A 21866-nucleotide genomic window follows, 5' to 3' on the forward strand; every position below is an offset into this window, starting at 1 on the left:
ATCTGACACCCATAAAACCAGTCTTCCCTTGCTGATGAGTCTTTGCGCGATTCACGCCATACAGTTAGCGGAGTCTACACAAGTGCAGACTCAATTCAAAACAAGGCCGCAAACGCCCCTACTGCAATCACGCCAAGCGCAAATGCGCGACGACATCCCTTGCCTTTAACTCGGCCATTGCCACATAGGCAACTGGTACCACAAATAACGAAAAAAAGGTGCCAACGAGCAAACCGCCGACTAACACTAAACCAATATTGGCTAAGCCTAACGAGCCTGGTCCAGTCGCTAGCGCTAACGGAATGGCACTTAAAATCATGGTCAAAGATGTCATAAGGATCGGTCTTAACCGCGATTTGGCACTACTCAGCGCCGCCTCAATCGCACTCACCCCCTGAGCCTGCTGCTTATTGGCAAACTCCACCAGCAAGATACCGTGCTTAGTCACTAGCCCCACTAAGGTTAATAAGCCGATCTGGGAGTAGATATTTATACTTTGCCCAAATACCGCTAAGGTCAGCAGTGCGCCAACAATACACAAAGGTACGGTGAGTAAGATGATGAGGGGATCAACAAAACTTTCAAACTGCGCGGCTAAAATCAAATAGATAAATACCAACGCCAGCAAAAATAATGCTTGAGTACCCGCCTGCGAATCCATTAACTCTTTGACCACGCCATTATATTTAAAGCCTTGGGCATCATTTAACAGGCTAGGCAGTTGCTCGTCTAGGTAGGCTTTGATTTCATCGGTGGAATAACCGGGCATTAGATCTGCCGTTAGCTCCGCGCTATCAAGCCCCATAAAGGTCTTAATGTTAGATTCGGCGGTGGTCTGCTTTATCGACACAAATTGCGATAACGGCAGAGCCTGACCAGATTCGGAGGTAACATAGAGTTTATCCATTACCCTAAAATCACTGAGCTTATCTAAGTTTACCTGCACTTGAATCGGATAAGTAAAGCCATCGGTAGCATGTAAGTCAGCCGCTTTCACTGAACCAAGGAAGGTCGACAGGGCATTAGTCACATCACCATAACTCACACCTGAAAGGATAATGGCATTGCGATCGATAGACAGATCGTAGCGCAGTTGGTCCCTCAGCACTGAGTTACCCACATTGCTCAGGCCGGGATAATCCTCGAGTAATTTTTGCACTTTAGCCGCAGTTTGGCTCAGCTCATCCTTATTGCGATCTAAGGTGGTCAGTTCTATACGTAAGTTATTGGCAATATTAAGGTTATCAGCTGATCGAATACTAAAGGACATATTATAAGCAGAGACGCTCCGCTTCGATTTAGCGATCAAATCTTCAATCACCTCATTAATTCCCTCACTTCGCTCGCCCCAAGGCTTGAGCAGCACATGGTTGATTGGCTCTCCCTCGATATAAGATAGATTGGCCCCAACCGCAGGATGGCCATCAATCACACTATTTAGCTCGCGATTATGGTCCAAATGATACTGCCGCCCCACGCCCGTTGGGCCATTGGCCGTCACATCGATAAAGCCAGAATCCTCCGCAGGCAAAAGTATTTTCGGCAACTGCCAATAGGCAATCCCTGCAAGGCAAATCAGCACAACTGCCACGCCAAACATCAAACGTTTACGCACAAACCATTTATTCAGCTCATTAATATACAAATGATTTAGCTGCTGAAGTTGCGCCTCTACTCGGCTAAACCAGCGAGAATGTTGTTCTGTGGTATTGATAAGATACGCACTCATCATCGGCGATAAGGTCAACGCCACCACACCGGAGATCATCACGGCTGCAGCTAAGGTAAAGGAGAATTGCCGAAACAGATCGGCGGTTAAGCCCGACATTAAGCCAATAGGCAAATAAACGGCGGCGAGCGTTAAGGTCATGGCAATAATCGGGAAGATGATCTCCTGACAGCCCTTAATCGCCGCATTAAATGGGGTTTCACCGTTTTCAATATGGCGATAGCAGTTTTCGACCACCACAATGGCATCGTCGACCACTAGTCCAATAGCCAAAATAATCGCCAAGATGGTAAGCACATTGATACTAAAACCGAGCGCCGACATCACAGCAAACACCCCAATCACGCACACGGGAATGGTGATAATGGGAATAGATGCCGCCCGCAAACTCCCTAAAAACAACACCACAATCAACGAGACCAAGATCACCGCCTCAATCAAGGCCGCAAATCCTTCATCGATGGCCGCTTCAACAAAATCTGCCTGATTGTAGGCCAAGTGCATTTCTAAGCCTTGGGGTAAGTGTTTTTGCATGCGCGCAATTTCGGCTTTAATGTTTGAAGCCACTTTCACCGGATTGGCGTTACTGAGTGGCAAAATCTGCAATGACATTGCGCTATGTCCACCGATAGACAACATGCTGGGTGATAGGCTTTCCTCACCCATGACCACCTCAGTAACATCAGCGATGCGGATGATTTTGCCCTCGCTGACCTTAATCACCAGATCCTTCACATCCTCAAGGGTTTCAACTTGATTCAAAGGATTAATCGAAAAGTCCCGTGATTTACCTTTAATCGCCCCCGAGGTAAAACTGGCATTGTAGGAACCTAACGTCCCTACCACATCGGCGGCCTTAATATTTAACGCCTTCATTTGTTCAGGATTAAGCCAGACTCTAACCGCCTTTTGTGAGCCGCCATAGGGCCCCCAAACCGCACCAACGCCTTGCACTTGTTTGAGTTGCGGCACCAACTGCTGGCTAATGTAGTCATACATGGCCTGCTTTTCCATGCCGCCCGTGTTCACAAAGGTGATGATATTACTGGCCGAATCGGTAGCGGAGGTATCATCGGTCACGGTGGGCTTATCTATCATGCTCTGGGGAAAGTCGTTGATTCCTTCAATGCTACTGCGCAACTTGTTCATTAAGTTGGTGTATTCAATATCGCTGGTGTCGTCATTGAACTTAATCGTTAATGAGCAGCGCCCCTCGCTACAGTCGGTCGACATGGTATCGACTTTATCTATGCCCGAAGCCGCCGCAATCAACTTATCGGCCACATTACTCGACATAAAGTCCGCGCTCGCCCCTGCAATCGACGCATTGACTGAGGCCGAGTGAGTCGTATGCTCAGGAAAATATTGGATATCGAGTTTTTGAAAGGCAATCAACCCCAGTAACACAGCCATAATGCTAAGGACGCAGGCAAAGATAGGATGTCGAATACAGACTTCGGGTAAGCGCATTATTGGGCTCCCTTGGCGTTTGGTGCAGAGTTTGGCGAAGAGCTTTGATCAGTGTTTGGCGCTGAACTTGAGTCAGTGTTTGGCGCTGAACTTGAGTCAGTGCTTGGCGATGAAGTTGAATCGGTGCTTGGCGCTGAGCTTGAGTCGGTACTTGCGCCAGCGTTTGAAGTGACAGGCTTATCCTGCGTACTTTTGTCGTAAATGACGTTAATTTGGCTATCGGACTTAAGATTTTGCATGCCCGTCTTAACCACAAGATCGCCCTTGGCTAAACCTTCGGTCACCACCGTATAACCGTCGTTGGTGTTTTGCGCGAGTTTAATGACTTGTTTTACGGCATGATTACCGCGCACTAACCAGACAAAACGCTCATCGTTATTGGCAATAATCGAATTTTGCGGCACCACTAAACATGCAACCCCTTGGCTATAAAACTGTTTGATGTTGGCAAACATTCCGGGAGCCAGCTTAAACTCAGGGTTGTCGAGGGCGGCGTGTACCTCAACCCTACCCGAGCTTTCATCCACCGCTGGGGCCACATAATTAACTGTCCCTTTAAACACCTTATTAGCGTAAGCCTCAACGGCAACATTCACCCCTTGGCCCTTTTGTGCCTTACCAAAATCGTTTTGACTGATGGCATAACGGACTTCAACCGGATTTAAACTATAGAGGGTCACTAAGGCCGTACCCGCTGCAATTTGACTGCCGATAGACTGACTAAAGCTAGTTAACTGGCCATCAAAGGGCGCCTTGATCAGATAATCGTTCATGGTGGCTTGTTTTTGACGCAAATCGGCATCGGCCAGATTCACATTTTCCCGTAGCTCATCCACATCTTGCTTAGCCAGAGCAAACGGCTCTTTAATCAGTAAGTCTTCGATACGCTCCAGCTTGGTTTTCGCCAGTGCTAAGGTACTTTTTGCCTTGTCTAAATCGGCCTTGGCTTTAGTGTTGTCTTGTTCGGCAATCACTTGGCCTTTGGTCACTTTGTCGCCGTTACTAAAATGAATGGCGCTAATTTTTTCGCTGGCATTAAAACTCAGTATCGCCGAGTCAATGGCGTTAATTTTACCGACCTCTTTAACAACATCGGCAAAGGAGGCTTCTTTAACGGCCTCCACCGTGACAGGGATAATGTCGACCTTATCTGCCGCCAACGTAGAGAAAGCAGTAAACGCGAGAAGACTCACCCATAAAAATGGCAAAGGCGCGAATAAAGGCGCCTTGGAGAAATGAGAGTGGTGGCTTGTAAATGAAATATCGCATGCGCTGCGTGCTTGTTTAGTCACTCTTTGTTTAAACATAGTATGCAAACCTATCGTCTTTACTACTCAACGGACATCCTATCCGACAACAGCAAACCGGATTGAACCCAAGATGAATCCCTAAGTCGCCTCAAATGCTGTTTCAACAATTTGAGGCTATTTGGAGATACAGCCTATAGGCATAATCCCTGTTTGCACCAGTAAAAATCCAGTTGCAGATTTAAACAAAACAATGGGTTAACACTCTATTCCACAGGTTACTCTCAAATCACACATGCAGGATAAAAGTGCAACAAGTAAGCAACCAACATCAGGCATCTGCTGAGCAAAGCATCATTAACAGGCTCACAATCGCCCGGTTTACTTCAACCAAACGAGGGCGTAGAGCCACATCCGACTGCATGCACGCCGCTTTAATCGCACTCAACTGGGCATAATGCTCAGCGTTAACCGATTCATCCACATAGGCCAACAAATCCTCAATCAAGCAGCCAAGTGCGCGCACCTCAATCGCCTCCATTGCCAATTGCTCAAGCGTCGAGAGATTGCCTAAATTGGATGCCGCCCCAAAATCACCAAACAATAAATTCATCTGCTGATTAACCATCATATTGTGGGCATAAACATCGCCGTGGCTCACCTGCTTAGCGTGCATATGCGCCAGAGTGTCCGCTAACTGATGGGCAATAGTGGCGACTTGCTCAAGGCTAAACTGCGTCCCAGGCTTAAAGGTATCGCGGGTACAGGTATCGAGGGATGGCGGTAAGCCTAAGTTAGTAAAGCCAGCGGGAATTAACGCCATCACTAATCCAAGTTGATCCTTTTGGCTGATATGCGCTAACACCTTAATAAGATTGGGGTGATCGCCCGTTGTCAGGCAACAATCTAACTCGTCAGCAGGATAACCATCACTGGTCACCTCACCTTTAAATAACTTAACCGCAATATGCTCGCTCCCTGTGGCAACCACCATTGCAGGATTTAACCAACGACCTTGGTAAATAATGCCAGAAGCCCCTTCACCCAGTTTTTTACCCAGTTCAATGTCCGCTAATGTCACATTTGGCACACTGGCTACATCGGCGTGGGGATCAACCAAGGTATGGCTAAAAGGATTGCCCGCAAAAGCCAGCCAAGTGAGTTTAGGTAGTTGAAGTAACCAACTTGGCAGTGCTTGCAGCTGATTGGCCGACAGACGAACTAATTCTAAATTGCGGCAATGGGCCATCGACGCTGGCAACGCCGTTAAACGGTTGCCCGCTAATGCGAGTTTTTGCAAACGCTGCAACTGCCCCATACGCTCGGGTAAGGTAGTGATTTGGTTGTCCGTTAAAATCAACCAACGGGTTTGCTCGGGCAAGGATGCCGCTGGCACAGTGCGAATTTGATTGGCCTTAAACCCAATCATCTCCAGTTTAGGGCACTGACCTAGCACCTCTGGCAAGGTTTCAAAACGGTTATTAGACGCAAACAAAATCTTCAAATGGGTTAAGCGATGCAAATCTTCGGGCAACGAGCTTAACTGGTTATTGGATAAATCGAGGATCTCGAGCGTATCGGCTAAATCGAAGATCTCCCGTGGAAATTCGGTCAGGTTTTCAACCAATTGTAAACGGGTAATCCCTTGTAATTGTCCTGCTTTTAACTGCGCTAACGTCTGCACTCTGTAACCCACTACGATGAAAAATCGCCGCTATGTTAGCCTATTTAGGGGTAAATCTAAATGTGACCTAGGCGGTCAAATTATCAGCAAAGCTATCCAGAAACCGCAAAACAGATTAGCATGTGCAACATTATCTCTACCCAAGTAACCTAAGAATGTAGGTTTCAGAGCACCTAAAGTGCTCTCGTTTAAGGCGCATCAATGAGAAATGTCGACTACATTTTGAATTGCTGCAAGACGTAAATGTAGTACCCAAATACGCCGTTTCGGTGGACTTAACGCAGGATCCTGCATCTAGTTAGCTTGTTTGGGTAAAACGCCAAGTCATCAAAAATTACAGGACAATCATGCGGAAAACCTTTCGTCAACCCCATGTATTAGCTGCGCTGGTTATCACCTTGTTGACGGTTCAGCTAAGTGGCTGTGCGACAACCTCAGCGCAAACATCACCCACGGAATTGGGTGCTGGTTTGCCAGAAGCCGAAGATCATAGCGAATCAGCAGAGCCTCAATCAGTTGAAGCAGAAGTTATCGACGAGCGTTATGCCGATGTGTGGGAGAAAATCCAACACGCCCGCACTATTGATGTGCATGACGATGCCGAAGTACGCAAACAGCGTAACTTTTTCGATGATAAACAAAAATTTATGACTCAGGTGACCCAACGCGCTGAGCCATTTTTATATTATATTGTCAGCCAACTTGAGGCTCGCAATATGCCGCTTGAACTGGCACTCCTGCCAATTGTAGAGAGTGGTTACAATCCGCTCGCTCAGGCAAACGGTCCCGCAGGGCTTTGGCAAATGATCCCCGCGACTGGGCGTAACTTTGGCCTAACCATCAACTCAGCCTACGATGGTCGCAAAGATGCGCTGGCCTCAACCGATGCGGTACTCGACTATTTGCAGCACTTACACGACACCTTAGGTAACGACTGGATTAACGCCGTAGCGGGTTACAACAGTGGCGAACTGGTGATCAAAGCTGCTATCGATAGAAACAAAGCTAAAGGCAAACCTACGGATTTCTGGTCGCTTAATATTCCTGCTCGCCAAGTACAAACCGTGCCTAAGTGGCTGGCGTTTATCCAAATTATCCGCGCCCCAAGCCATTACAATCTCAAAGTAATGCCGATTGCCAATCGCCCATTTTTGGAACGCTTACCCGCTCCCAATGGCGTTGAAATAAGCCAAATCGCCAATGCTGCGGGACTCACTAAAGCAGAGTTCAAAACCTATAACCCAGGATACCGCCAAAGCGTGATCCCCAGTAAAGGCAAATACCAAATTGCCCTGCCGATTGAAAACATTGGCCACTATCAAGAAAACCAGCACAAGCTCTATGCTCAAAAACGTTACGACAGCCAAACTTATATCGTGAAATCCGGTGATAGCTTAGGTTCGATCGCAGCTAGATTTGATTTATCAGTCAAAGAGTTAAAACAGGCAAATAATCTAACCTCTGATCGCCTTAAAATCGGCCAAGAACTTACGCTGTTAACCCCAATGGCGGCCAATGATAATGAGCCAGAACCTGTAAAGGCCAAGGCTAATACCGACAAATCATCGACCAAAGCGAATCCGAGTAGCACTAAAGCTGCCACCTCAAAATCGACCGATAAGCCAGTGGCAAAAGCCAAAACCTACAAAGTAAAATCAGGGGATTCACTGGATAAAATTGCGCGTAAAAATAAAGTGAAGCTCGCCGATTTAATGAAGTGGAACCAGCTAAATGCCAAGAGCATCATCAAGCCGGGTCAAGAACTGAAAATCAGCGAATAACGCTTGCCGTTTGAACAGCCAAAAGCCCAACATAGCGCGAATTTAAAACGCTATGTTGGGCTTTAATTTATCCCCGCCTTGCTTGTGAAGTATTGCTTGCGGCTAACGGCGCTCAACATCACAACGAAGTGGCAATTACTGGCTCTATTTTTCCCAATTAGCCCACTTGAACCTCACAACGACAAGCAAAAAAAGCGCTACCTAAGTAGCGCTGTGGTATTAGAGACACTCATCTTAACAGTTAGATCTTAACCAAGTTGTAGCCAAAACTGGTTGAATCGTCCTTGTTCAGCACCATAGTGACGTTATCTTGATTATTAAAATCAATCACATCAGATGCATAAACCACTGTTTTAGAGCCATTTTCTACCGCGATCACCTTGATGGAATACTCACCTTTGGGCACCACTAACGATTGCGGCACCGTTGGATTAACCGCACTGATTTTATAGGTTGCCGTATCAATAGTGTCGTTCGCCTTTAAGAAGTACAAGGTAAGGTTACTCTTATCGGCAAAACTCACGATATCGAACTTAAAGCTGTAGGGGCTTGGCGTTTGAGTTTGTTTCATCTCCATCGCCTTCACTTGGCTGCCCTGAGCTGTGGTCTGCTCGTAGATAAAGATGGTTTTAATATCATCTTGATTAAGGGTGATCAGCACATTATCGAGCAATTTAGCTTGGCTAGTATGATCAAATACGCTCACACCAAAATCATTAAACTCAGCACCTTTATAGGCCGTTACACCAAAGGGAGCCACATTGCTAAATAGCGCTTCTTGTTTATTACTCACGACTTTCACATCAACATTATGTGTAGCCAAACCATTGAATACCCTGAAATCAACACTGCTCTCGAGGGCGACATGGTTACGCACATTGGTGGTTGAGTCGACGCTGTCTAAACTGATTTTGGCCGCTGATGCGCCAAAGCTTTCCCTTAAAATCAACTTATAGGGCACCTTGGTTTTAAAGTTAATGCTCGCCGTGGTGTAGCTGATATTGGTCGTACCCGCCGCGGTCAAATAAATTTTATAGTCGCCGGTATCCAAAATCTGTGGTGTTGAAACCTCGCCATAGGAAACGCTACCAAGCATCACCGCATCGGCAAAGCCTTTATCCGCTTTGGCAATATACGCATCGTAAGCTGGTGCCTTGGTCGCTGTATGTGCAATCAACAACTGCATTTTGCTCTTGTCTGCTTCGGCGTTTTGTTTATCAAGCTCGGTGCGCGAGTAATTGATATTGAGCAGTGCTGGTGAGGCAAAATCCCCATGCAAGACAAAGAAATGGTCGGTTGCCGTTTTTAAATCGATATTCTCTTTGTAGAGCGAAATATCTTTATTTGCCGCATCCTTACCCATCACTTCTACCGCACTCACACCGGGAGTCGACGTAAATCGTGGCATCGCATCGGCGAAGCTCACACTTTCATAGGTTTTATCGCCAATCTTCAGCGCGGTAGCAGTGCTGCCTGCGGTGGCATTGTAGAATTGCACATAAGTATCGGTTTTAGAGGTATCCTCATCTTTATTATCAGAACCACCACAAGCGGTAACGCCTAAACAGGCGAAAGTCATCACCGCGAATCCTTTGAGTTTATTGTTAAGCATTGTATCCCTCATTTGCAGGCAAAATTTCAGTTCAGTCTACGCAGTTATACAATGACAACAACGGCAATTCCCACCTAAAACAAAAACAAATATTTTACAAACTCAAACACTTAACAAACATTTCAGCAACCAAGTCAATATTGATACAAATCACATTTTGGGGGCGATGAATTGATACAAATACCTTTTAAGATACGTTTACTTACAATTCAAAGCTTTCTATAGCAGTGAAAAAAGCTGGGACTTTAAACGGCAGTTTTCAGGCTTTACTCGCAATGGATAGATTACCCTCATGCGGTACAAACCTTGTTCACCTTATGCGATTAGGTTACTCTCGCATCGCCAATGAAACCTCTGGGATGGATAGGATTTGCAAGGGATTCTTAACTACTACAAACTCTGTTTTCAACAGGACAGCGCTGAAATTAACCTCTGGGCTAGCCATCAGCTTGCTGAGCAAGATCAGCTATTACTCCAAGGTGATGACGAGTTAAGCAGTGGCTTTCTCCCCCGTTTACCCGTGCCATTTGCCCCCGCCTCAGCATTAATGGCACGTAGTGCCTTGTATCTGCGTGAAAAAGTATTATTGCACTGTTGCCTGTTTTTCTGTGGCACTGTCGAGCTTAATGGCGAAAAACGTAAAGTCGTCACGCCACTGCTGTACCGTGAATGCCAGTTACAGGCCGATGGCGATAACATTTACCTCGAATCTAATCACAGCTTCTCTGGCGGCGGACCATTCACCATCAACGAAGCTCTATTAGAAAAATTAGTCGTTGAAGGACACAGCTTAAGTCAAGAGCTACGCGATAATCCAACGGATATCAGTGGCTGGATAGCTTGGCTGCGGGCAGGCCAAGCCAATGTTGATACCAGTCATTTATTGCATTTTCCCAAGCTGATTGATGAGGCTGAATTTGCTCAGCTATGCCGTAAACGTGGACAGTTTATGGTTAGTCGCAGCCAAATTATTCTTGCAGAGCGTTCGATTGCGAGCCGTGGCATTTTGCACGAACTGGACAAACTCAGCACTACCCTCGACTTCTCAGCGCCGCTTCAAGCACTCTTTGCGGACACGCCTCCAACCGGCATCAATAACATTAGCGCCAGTGTAGAGACACAAGAGGCTTATCTTCCTGGGCTATTAAGCCGCGCGCAAATTCAAGCCTTAACGATTGCGGCCAATCAAACTTTGGGGCAGATATCGGGCCCACCGGGAACGGGTAAAAGTTACACCATAGCCACCGTGGCGGCGGAGCAGGTATTAAGGGGCAAATCGGTACTTATCGTCGCCCATACCGATGTCGCTGTTGATGTGATTGCCGATAAGTTACAGCAGCAATTCCAACTAGGGAGCAGCCTTATTCGAGCTGGCTCGCCGCAGTTTATAAAAGTTCTGAAAAACCAGATAGATGAAATGCTCCATGGTCAGCACCCAGCATCTGATGAAGCCGTCTCGGATAGGTTGCTACTCAATGCAAAACAGCAACTTAATACTGTTACTCGTCAGCAAACCAAAATGGAAGCGGGCTTTATACATCATTGCCGCCACGCCATACGTCGCGGCCAAAAACTGGCGACCTTACAACAAGGACAATCACGCTGGCGCTTAGGATTTTACAACTGGGCTTACCGTGCCGGGATCAAACAGTTTGCTCAGCAATGGCATGAACTCGATAAATTAACGGCCCTCATCGCCCAAAAAGAAGACTTAAGCCTCAAATACTTACAATTGGCCACTCACTATCGATTAAACCAATTGCTCAAACATAAGCGCAGTACGCTGGTGAGTTTTGCCAGTGCACTTCGCGCTCGGCAATCCGCTAAGCAACTCGATGGTTTCTACAAGACAGATTTTGATGCCTTAAAACAAACCTTTCCCATTTGGTTATCTAGCCTTGCCAGCTTGCATAAAGTGCTGCCCATGGAGCAGCAAATGTTTGATTTAGTCATTATTGATGAAGCTACTCAAGCTAATATTGCCGCCTGTTTACCGGCCTTGCAGCGGGCAAAGGCGGCACTGGTGGTGGGCGATAGCAAACAGCTGCGCCATTTCTCGTTTTTATCCCGCGCAAAGCAAATCCAAATCCAAACGCAACTCGGACTTGCTGCGGATTGCCGCGGCCTAATGAGCTACCGTGATGCCAGTATGCTCGACTTAGTATCGCAATCCCTCGCGAGCCAATCCCAAGTGGTGTTTTTAAATGAGCATTTTCGGAGTAAACCTGAGCTAATCCAATTTAGTAATCAGCAGTTTTATCAAGGTATGCTGAAGATTATGCAGCACAGACCCTGCACAAGCTCTGGGCACTTACACCGAATCCATGTGACTGGCAGCCGTGATAGCAAGGGGATTAACGCCATAGAAGCGGAGGCATTAATTCAAAAACTGTCTCAACTGATTGATGAACAAGAGAATGCATTAGTGCCCGCCAGCATTGGTGTACTCTCCTGTTTTCGTAATCAGACGGAGTATTTATCCCAGCAAATCCTCGCGCGCTTTAGCGCACAACAACTAGAGCGTCACCAATTACGGATTGCCACTCCCTTTGGTTTTCAAGGGGAAGAGCGCGATATAATGCTGCTGTCGTTTAGCATTACGGCCAACGACAGTCGCGCCGCCGTGTATTTAAATCGCGCCGATATGTTCAATGTCGCCATCACCCGCGCTAAACAAATGCAGTGGCTATTTTTATCGGTACAAGCACATGAGCTCCCCAACAATAATTTACTGGCAACTTACTTAGCATCGGCGGGCCAATTTCAAGCGGCGCACAATTATATCGATGTCCTCGATAGCTTCGGCCAGTCGGTGGCACAGGCGATTGAAGCAAAAGGCATAACAGTGTGGCGCGCCTACCATATGGCGGGGTTAGAACTGGATATATTGTGCCGCTATGGTAACCAATATTTAGCAATAGATTTAATCGGTTACCCAGGGCCTTGGGCGGACTTTTTCGAGATTGAACTGTATAAACTGTTACAGCGCGCGGGGATTAAACTTATCCCCGTCAGCTACGGGCTATGGTGCCAACAGCGAGAACTGTGCATCCAATATATTTGCCAGCAATTGGGAATAACGCCCGCAGCACGCGCGGCTCTTTAGTGAAGGTGAAGCCGCAACGGAAAAGCCGTTGCTGTGCCTGCGATTGTTATGCATTTAGTAGCTCAGCCTCAAACCAGATATCTTCGTAGTTATTGTCATCAATTAGAAAACGGTAACCAGGAGGCAGATCGAGATACTTTTTTACCTCAGGCAAGTATTCTTGGATGTGCTCGACGTGAAGTGGTGAGAAGAACTCATCCTCTTGTGACATGGATTCCCCACACCAGATATACCAACCGTTCGTTCCATTTTTGGGCATATGCCGGAGCCCATTAATTAGTCCGCAGCCCAATGTACCAAGCGCGATACCCAATTTTGTTCCTGCCTCTGGCTTTTGCGGCTCAACACCCGCCCATTCACAGATTGTTTGTTTGCGCTGTATTATCATAATGTTCCGGATGCATAAAGTTTGAGCTCGCGCCGCGGCCAGTCAGGGCCGTCGCGCCTACAGCGAATAGTTAGCCGCCGACGCGCGTTGTGTGAACTCTGTGATCGCCACATTCATCTCGGTGTAGAGACTTATCTCTACAACCGCAATTCCTGCCTTCTTAAGCCTAGCAACCAATATCTCTATGGCTGAGCGAAGTGAAGACCCAAGATATAGCCGGAGATCTTCCTCACGCGCCAAACGCCAAACTGACTCTGGAATTTGGATGTCAGCAGTAAGGTATCGACTTTTCTTGGCAAAGCGTACCCGATGAACCCCCTCAAGACCATATTTGGCAAATTCTCCATCTACCCTCAGCACCAACGCGTACTGATCTACCGAATCGCAATGCGTAGAGGTGACATGCTTTTCTAACGCGTGGAAGAGCTCCACTTTCAGACGGGATATGCCGCCATCTTCTGGGCCACCACATTCACAACCGATTGAGATTGGACTTTGCACACCCTTTCCTTAGCGGCTAACGTCTTAATATTTATGTACAGCTCGTTTATCTTATTGGACCAGCAAAAACGAGCATAGTTAATTACTTGTAATAAAAGAAACTTATCAGCTTTTTATCAAATACACCATGCGGGAAATCACGCAAGATTGAATACTAGGGTATAACGATCCGGTTCTAGCCACTCGTATGAGTAACTGAAAGCAGAGCATAGATAAGTAGTTGTATGGCAATGATGGTTAACAGCCTTAATCATGCGCATGCGGCTGATAAATCGCTTTGATCTTGCTTCGCAGCCAAGTGATTTTGGGGTTGTGGCTGTTTCTCTTATGCCAAATCAAGGTAAAAGGAATGGCGAGTTTATTAAGATATTCGCCACTTATCGGGATCGGGCGAGTGACTAAGTCAGGGTGTAATTGGCGGGCATATTGCTCACAATATTGCGGTGCTATTGCCATCATACTGTGGTGAGGCTCTGCCGCGACAAACAGTGACTGCTCAAAACTGGCCAAGGTCAGCACAATATTACGACTCAGGCCAAGCTCAATAAGCACATCATCTAAGGCCCAGGTTTCGCTCTTTTCCCACAAGATATTGATATGCGGATATTTAAGAAAGGTGTCTATATTCCACTCCTCCTGCAAGGCGGGATGATCGCGGCGTAAATACACCTGAGGAAGATCGGTAAATAAAACCTCAAAATCGATAAAATACGGCAGTAAATCAAGGGACTCCTTGGAGCGAGGATGACTTTCTCGGCCAGTAAAACCTATGTCTGCCTCACCGCGAATAATGGCCTCTAGTGAATCATAATCCCAATTTCGCACCTTCACTTTTGCATCAGGGTAGTGTTGGTAAATCGCCTGCGTTAATTGATTAAGCATAATGAGCGACAAAGGTGACTCAAGCATCAGCTCAAAACTGAGCCCTTTCGCCGTATCGTCCCCGCGCTTTCCCATAAGCTGTTTGCCCATTTGCAACCAATCGGCTAAGTCATGCTCCATGCTTTGGGCTAATGGCGTAAGCTGCAATCCCTGGGGCGTTTTAATGAATAGTGGGTCGTCAAACCAATCGCGCAATTTCGCCAAGGATTTACTCACGGTCGATGGCGTCACATTGAGCTTTTTGGCGGCCTTAGACACGCTTCGCTCCTGCGATAGCAGTTGAAAAGTAAACAACAGATTGAGGTCAAGCCGACTCAGGGATTTGCTCATTAACTACCATTTCCGACATTTTAGGCACCGCTAACATTAGCGTGATGCTTACCAGCGCACCAACGCTGAGGATAGCTAATAATATATTAATCGCGCTCACGTCGAGCAGACCCATCACCCAAATATACAAAGCTGAAGTACACACTTGGGCAATCCCCAGTAATGAGCTGGCCACTCCTGCCCGAGCCACAAATGGGCTAAGCGCCTGACTCATGGTCACTCCAAATCCAATTGAAAAACCGGAACAAACAAAAGCAAAACCTAACAGGTTAAATGAATGACTAACCCCGCCCAGTTGAGTCAAGATAAACACTAAGGCGGCCGCAATGAATAACCCTTGGGAGAACAAAATTAATGATTTTTCTTTAAACTGGTTAAGCAAAAAAGGCGTCGAAAATGAGGCTAACATACTCACCAATGCCATCATTGCCATGGTATTGGAATACTGGCCACGGTCAAACCCCATCTGCCCCATAATCAGCATGGGAGACACATTCACATAGCTTAAAATCGTGGTCACACCTAAGGTCGTTATGACCACGCGACTGATAAAAAAGCCTTGTCTAAAGGACTCCCTACGTCCCCCTTGCAAAGCTTGCGTGTGAAATGCTGCTTTAGAATGGGTTTCACGCAATACCAATAGACAAAGAGCAAATACCAGTAATCCCATCGCCGCCATAGTGTAAAACAAGCTAGGCCATGGAAACTTAAGCATGATTAAATGGCCAATCACAGGCGCGATCACAGGGATTATACAAGTCACGCCATTCACCATTGAGAGCACTTTGGCTCGGCGTTTATCGTCTAAGACATCACGCAAAATCGCAAACGCGACAACATAACAACATCCCGCACCAATACCTTGCGCAAAGCGCGCGATTAAAAACAGATCACTGGTCTGCGAGCCCGCTGCAAAGTAGGAGGCTAGTGCAAACAGTAAGGCGCCAAAAAGTGTAATGGGTTTACGCCCAATCCTATCGGCTAAACTGCCCGCAAACAGCATAGTCGTCGCCATGCCAGCAAGATACACAGAAAAAGCAATGTGCAGCTGCGCCTCACTCGCCCCAAGTTGACTCGCAATTTGCGGCAACCCGACTAAGTACATATCGATCCCCGTCGGGTACATTAGGACCAAGCCAAAACTACATAGAAGATATCGAAACATCACATCACCACTCATATCACCACTCTACAAGAATATGGCGCTTAGCCTAATGCGGGTTTCGCTTAAGCGTGAGTGGCATTTTCGACAACGGTTATTTCCAATTGCGACCGACAAATATTTCAATCACCAATAAAAACCAAACCTCCTGTGACACAAGTATCACTGGAGGAAGGTCTTCAGATAAATTGCGGTTTAATGGCTCACGGAGCCGTGACGGGTGCGGGTAAGGTTTCGATAGTTAACCTCGTATCATCCTTGAGGTATTTCTGCGCCAATTGGCTTAACTCGGCGGGCGTGATCTGCTGTACCAACGCCAAGCGTTGGTTAAAGGTCGCAAAACGCTCTGGTTGGCTTTGGGCGGTTGAGGCCAAATCTAACCAGAAGTTATTACTTTGCGGCGCCATCTGCATCCACTCCAGCACTGGCTGGCGGGCACGATTGAGCAAATCCTCACTGATCCCCGAAGGCACTTCAACCGCCCTTAGGGGTAATGCCACACTGATGAAGAGCAGCCATAGCCACAGGCGTTTAAACAGGATTTGTTTGAAATTATTCATAAAAGTTTATTTTCTCCCCCAAATTCAGTTCGTAAACCGGAGAAAATGCTTACCTCAATATTGATAAATTGACTTTTCACTATAGCCACTAAAATGTTTTAAGCCACAAAATCAATACCTTACACCGCACCAAAAGCAATTGTCACTTTGATATTTAGCAAATATCTTTAGAAAAAATTTAACAACGGCAATCACTTTTTTATCGAGTAAGAAGCATTAACCCAAGGGGAGAAAACTCCTCCGTCAGCTCGACTAACACAAGCACAGATAGCTTGGTTTGCATAAAACCTAAGGTTTCCAGTAATGGGGATGGCAGAAGGGAGGGGGAGAGTGTATTTGCGGACAGTTGACTGCAATCTAGGGAGCCACAATTGAACCATCCCCCTCAAAAAACGACCTATTGCAGTTTCTTCATGAAATGATGGCATAAGACTTAAAAAATTAATTTAATAAGTTGTTTTTTATTAATTTTATTTTAAAAACTGTCATTTTTATACGAAAAACACTGCTAATCAATTATTAGCCAATTTAACAACAGTCAATACCAATAAAAACCAACAAAAACCATCTAAATTTTCATATAAATGCAAAAAAAATAAATCAGATCACCATATCTACCTATACATTAAAAGATTAATATATTTAACATCATAGACAATTAAATTACCTTTAATACTTAATGCCAGCAATTGAAACGGCTTACAAAAACAACTTTGGCTAAAAAAACACTGAAAATAGCAAATTTACACTATTTTAGATTTTTAATCTGAATTTGGGTTGTTTTTTAGCATTAACTAAAACGATGCCTAGATAGAAAAGTTTTTATAAATATTTTGGAGGTTATTTTCAGTTTAACTTAAACGAACTTGGTGGGTGTTATGCAACAAAGATCAAACAGAAAATCAAGTAAATAGGACAATAAATGAGTTATAAATTTCTTTCTTTAACGATAGCAGGATGCTGTGTGTTGGGAGCCCCTGCTATTTATGCCGCAGAAGTGCTAGATAGCGGCCAAATCCGTTTTGGTACTGGAGCTGAAAACTCCGTCAATACTAATGGTAACCTACAACAACCCTTCTACTTCGATCAAAGCGCAAATCAATGGTATAAACTTACGTTTTCAAACTATCCATTAGATAGCGCTATTGGCGTCGGCGGTGACGGCACAAACGAATGGAACAATGCTGGAACCATAGTAACTAATCCAACCTTAACCAACCAAACGCTTGATTACTCAGGCTTTACTAAATATAACGGTGATAAGGGTTACGGTACGATTGTCTCAGTTGGTACATTTAGCATCGATGGGCTGGAGCTAGAATATAAAACCAGCTATACCCTGCCACAAAATTCCGCCTTTATTAATATCACCACCCAAATCACCAACCGCTCATCGGTGAATGCCACCAACCTACGTATGTGGGTTGGTACACGGGATGACTATGTTGGGATTCTGGATAATCCAACAAAAACCCGCGGTAACTTAGTCAATGGCGTTTTTACCCAATTAGCAACCACCTCTGAAAAAGGCAAGGCGCTGCAAATTATTGGCGGCAATAGTGGAGTGTTGTTTTTCTCCCCGTCAACAAAGGCAAACGTAGTACAACAAGGCTGTTGTCAATTTGGAAATGTAATCAATCAAAATCCTGCGACTTCTGCAATCGACGCAACGAATGATGGCTCCTACGCGTTTTATGTACGAATGGCAGATCTACGACCTGGGCAGAGTGAAAGTTTCACCTGGCACTATGCCGCAGGTAAAACCTCTGAATTAGCCAATATAGCGAAAAATGTTGCTCAAGCGGCTGCTATCACCAAAATCACAGTAGAAAATAACACAATTCAGCTTCAAAATATTGATTTTGTAGACATTAATGGCACTACCCTTGCTAAAATAAAAATAGAATCATTGCCCACAAATGGCAGCTTAACGCTGAATGGCACAGCAGTCACAGTCAACCAAGAAATTATCAGTGCTGATTTTGACAATTTAATCTATACCCCTAATGCAGATTTCTTCGGCCAAGACCGCTTTAGCTGGCAAGCCTTTGTGGGCAATGCTTACATCAATGCCCCTTCCTCTATGGACATTACCGTTGAAGAGGATACAGATAACGACGGTATTGGTAACAACGTCGACCCTGATGACGATGGTGATGGTGTCAATGATGCACAGGATGTGTTCCCACTCGACCCAAGTGAATGGGTAGATACAGACAACGACGGCATCGGTAATAATGCCGACACCGACGATGACAACGACGGTGTGATTGACACACAAGATGCCTTCCCATTAGACCCTAACGAGTCAGTTGATACCGACAAAGACGGTATCGGTAACAATGCCGATCCTGATGATGACGGAGATAGTGTCAATGATGCACAGGACATCTTCCCACTCGATCCAACTGAATGGGTAGATACAGACAACGACGGCATCGGTAATAATGCCGATCCTGACGATGACAATGACGGCGTCAAAGATGCACAAGATGCCTTCCCACTGGATCCAGCAGAATCTATTGATACCGACAAAGACGGTATCGGTAACAATGCTGATCCAGATGATGACAATGACGGCTTTAATGATGCACAGGATACCTTCCCACTCGACCCAACTGAATGGGTAGATACTGACAATGACGGTATCGGTAACAATGGCGATCCAGATGATGACGGTGATAGTGTCAATGATGCGCAGGATGCCTTCCCGTTTGATCCGGCTGAATCTGTTGATACCGACAAAGACGGTATCGGCAACAATGCCGATCCTGATGATGACAATGACGGCGTCAATGATGCACAGGATGCCTTCCCACTCGATCCAAATGAAACGGTCGACACTGACAAAGATGGTATCGGTAACAATGCTGATCCAGATGATGACGGTGATAGTGTCAATGATGCGCAGGATGCCTTCCCACTTGACCCTAACGAGTCTGTTGATACCGACAAAGACGGTATCGGTAACAATGCCGACGCCGATGATGATAATGATGGTATGCCAGATGCTTGGGAGCTTGAAAACGGCCTGAATCCTCTAGATGCAACCGATGCGAACAAGGATCTTGATCAAGACGGCCGTTCTAACCTTGATGAGTTTTTACAAAACACCAATCCTCAAAAGGACGATGTCGCTCCAGTAGTGAATATCCCTGCTAACGTCAGTATCAATGCCAGCACCTTGTTTACCAAAGTGGATGCTCAGCTGTTACAGACTCAAGGAAAGGTCACTGCAAGCGATGCAGGCAATGAAGCTTGTTGTGCCGTCACCGCGGTAGGCATGGTTGAAGAGGGGTTAATGCTACGTCCGGGACGTCACATTATCACTTGGAAAGCACAGGATGCCGCAGGAAACATAGGTAGCGCTGAACAAATTGTGGATATTTACCCCACCATTTCGTTCGGTAAAGATGCCACGGTATCAGAAGGTCGAGACAGCCGCTTTAAGGTAGTGCTCAATGGCGATTCACCCACTTATCCGGTTATCGTTGACTACACGGTAGGCGGCAGTGCTGATAGTGAAGATCACAATTTAAGCAGTGGTTCGGTCATTATCGAGTCTGGCGTGGAAGCACAGGTGCCCTTTAGCATTCTGGCAGATCAGGTAAAAGAAGCTGAAGAGCTAATAGAACTGAGCTTTGTCGGTGAACAAAACTGGGGGGTTAAAAACACCCACAAGACCCGCATCGTCGAAACCAATGTTGCGCCAGAACTGACGCTTATCGCGAAGCAAAATCATCAGCAAGTCACCAGTATTGCAAAAGATGCCGGCCTCGTCGAACTGGCACTGGGCATCCTTGATGATAATAGCAAGCACGATATTCGCTGGCTGTTACCAGAAGGCATCACCGCGGACATTAGTGAAACTAAACAACTGCTAAGCTTCGATCCTTCACAGATAAAGACAAACATGCTTAGCCTGTCTGCCACAGTGACCGATAATGGCACACCCGCCCAAACTGCTGAGATCAATATCCTGCTCAAGGTGTTAGCAACAACACCCGAATTAGCGGAACGCGATACCGACAGTGATGGCTTAAGCGATCGCGAAGAAGGCTTAACGGATACGGATCAGGATGGTATTCCAGACTATTTGGATAACATCGACGAAACCCATCTGCTGCCGGAGCGTGGCTTATCCACCAATGCCTATATCATTGAAGCTGACGCCGGCGTAAAACTTACCCTAGGTCAAGTCTCGATGAGCAGCGCCTTTGACGGTGCTGAAGTCACGCCAAATGACTTTAAAATCTCAAAATTGACTGTGGATGACGTGCCGAATAAGGGAGGATATTTTGATTTTATCGTCAGTAACCTTCCAGAAATGGGTCAATCGGTAAATGTGGTTCTGCCTCAGCGAGAAGCCATTCCAAGCCGTGCGGTTTACCGTAAATATGTCGAAGGCAAAGGTTGGTTTAACTTTGTTGAAGACACCAATAACCATTTAAGCTCCGCGAAAGGAGAACCAGGTTACTGCCCGGCACCAGGATCTGACGCCTTTAAACCAGGCTTAAAAGAAGGTGACTGGTGCGTACAACTCACCATCAAAGATGGTGGACCGAACGATAGCGATAGCAAAGTGAACGGTACGGTCAAAGATCCAGGTGGTATTGGACAACCCATAATGCATGAGGTTGAAGTGACAACAAATGGCAGTGGTAGCATGGGCTTAGGTATGGTGTTGTTAATGGGATTCATGGCTGGCATAAGACGCTTTGGTCGTCGTATCACTGGCTTACTTGCATTACTGGGACTCAGTTTTGGCGCTAACGCGGTAGAGTTTAATGCTGACAACCTGTATCTGCAGCTAGGTGCCGGACAAGGCCATTCCAGTGTCGAGCGTAGTGATATTGCAGCAGAACTCACCAAGATCTCTGATACCATCAAGGTGACCGACTTTGATGACACATCAAAGAGTTACTGGTTCGAACTAGGCTACAAAATCCATCCTAACTGGGGGATTGAGCTGGGCTATGTCGACCTTGGCAATGTCTCGGTGAGTTTTACAGGCCAAGTCGATCAACTCGAAGTAGAATCTTACTTGGATAAAGTGAGCCTCAGTCATCCTGATAGTGCATCGGGTGCCAGTATTGGTGCGAGTTACTTCTATCCACTCATGGATAAGTTAGTACTCAGTGGCCGAGCGGGTGCATTCTTTTGGGAAGGTGATTACAGCACACTACTCAAAATCAAAGAGGGTGCCTTTAGCTATCAACACCAAAGCCAAAACGGTACCGATTTGTATGTCGGTATGGGACTTGATTATCTCCCCGCTGAACACTGGGCCATCGGCCTCGCACTGCGCAGCTACCGCTTGGATGGTTATCATACCGATGTAGTTGCTTTATCCGTGGGCTTTGATTTTTAAATTAAGCTAACTCATGTAAGCCCAGCAATTTGACTATTGCTGG

General features: G+C 46.2%; 11 protein-coding genes and 1 pseudogene. 3 read left to right on the forward strand and 9 right to left on the reverse strand.

The features are described from left to right. Positions 1–127 precede the first annotated feature (127 nt). The 3 genes from H9J30_RS04550 to H9J30_RS04560 all read right to left on the reverse strand — a co-directional run bounded on the left by H9J30_RS04550 (position 128) and on the right by H9J30_RS04560 (position 6130). Complete coding sequence (locus tag H9J30_RS04550; RefSeq protein WP_240129919.1) at positions 128–3199, reverse strand: efflux RND transporter permease subunit; 3072 nt, start codon at positions 3197–3199, stop codon at positions 128–130. Next, positions 3199–4506: an efflux RND transporter periplasmic adaptor subunit gene (locus H9J30_RS04555; RefSeq protein ID WP_240129920.1), complete on the reverse strand. Its 1308-nt coding sequence runs from the start codon at positions 4504–4506 to the stop codon at positions 3199–3201. Before H9J30_RS04555 ends, H9J30_RS04550 begins: the two co-directional genes overlap by 1 nt. A gap of 271 nt (positions 4507–4777) precedes the next feature. Then, complete coding sequence (locus H9J30_RS04560; protein WP_240129921.1) at positions 4778–6130, reverse strand: protein kinase; 1353 nt, start codon at positions 6128–6130, stop codon at positions 4778–4780. A gap of 347 nt (positions 6131–6477) precedes the next feature. Between H9J30_RS04560 and H9J30_RS04565 the strand changes: the two genes are divergently transcribed. Continuing rightward, positions 6478–7911 (forward strand): LysM peptidoglycan-binding domain-containing protein, encoded by a 1434-nt coding sequence (locus H9J30_RS04565; protein ID WP_240129922.1) that lies wholly within the window; start codon positions 6478–6480, stop codon positions 7909–7911. Positions 7912–8152: 241 nt separating this feature from the next. Here the strand turns inward: H9J30_RS04565 and H9J30_RS04570 are convergent, their stop codons facing one another. Beyond that, positions 8153–9523 carry a DUF4397 domain-containing protein gene (locus tag H9J30_RS04570; protein WP_240129923.1) on the reverse strand — a complete coding sequence of 457 codons (1371 nt, stop codon included), beginning with the start codon at positions 9521–9523 and terminating at the stop codon, positions 8153–8155. A gap of 370 nt (positions 9524–9893) precedes the next feature. Here H9J30_RS04570 and H9J30_RS04575 point away from each other — a divergent pair, with 370 nt between their 5' ends. After that, positions 9894–12629, forward strand: coding sequence for a DEAD/DEAH box helicase (locus H9J30_RS04575; RefSeq protein WP_240129924.1), 2736 nt, complete (start codon positions 9894–9896; stop codon positions 12627–12629). 46 nt (positions 12630–12675) lie between these two features. On the opposite strand, the gene H9J30_RS04580 is transcribed toward H9J30_RS04575, so the two are convergent. The 5 genes and pseudogenes from H9J30_RS04580 to H9J30_RS04600 form a co-directional block, all read right to left on the reverse strand. After that, a complete protein-coding gene (locus H9J30_RS04580) occupies positions 12676–13017 on the reverse strand; it encodes an immunity protein Imm33 domain-containing protein (RefSeq protein ID WP_240129925.1) in 342 nt (113 codons plus the stop codon). A 57-nt stretch (positions 13018–13074) separates the two neighbouring features. Further along, a complete protein-coding gene (locus H9J30_RS04585) occupies positions 13075–13518 on the reverse strand; it encodes a hypothetical protein (protein ID WP_240129926.1) in 444 nt (147 codons plus the stop codon). Between the two features lie 246 nt (positions 13519–13764). Then, on the reverse strand, positions 13765–14730 hold the full coding sequence (gene yidZ, locus H9J30_RS04590) for an HTH-type transcriptional regulator YidZ (protein ID WP_240129927.1): 966 nt from the start codon (positions 14728–14730) through the stop codon (positions 13765–13767). Beyond that, on the reverse strand, positions 14705–15895 hold the full coding sequence (locus H9J30_RS04595) for an MFS transporter (RefSeq protein ID WP_240129928.1): 1191 nt from the start codon (positions 15893–15895) through the stop codon (positions 14705–14707). The genes yidZ and H9J30_RS04595 overlap by 26 nt, the downstream gene beginning before the upstream one ends. 200 nt (positions 15896–16095) lie before the next feature. After that, positions 16096–16371, reverse strand: a pseudogene (locus tag H9J30_RS04600) (hypothetical protein); the annotation flags it as partial. A gap of 1003 nt (positions 16372–17374) precedes the next feature. Here H9J30_RS04600 and H9J30_RS04605 point away from each other — a divergent pair. Then, a complete protein-coding gene (locus H9J30_RS04605; protein WP_240129929.1) occupies positions 17375–21823 on the forward strand; it encodes a thrombospondin type 3 repeat-containing protein in 4449 nt (1482 codons plus the stop codon). Positions 21824–21866: the final 43 nt, after the last annotated feature.

Origin of the sequence: Shewanella cutis, from assembly GCF_022410515.1 — a bacterium.
GTDB classification, from domain to species: Bacteria; Pseudomonadota; Gammaproteobacteria; order Enterobacterales; family Shewanellaceae; genus Shewanella; species Shewanella cutis.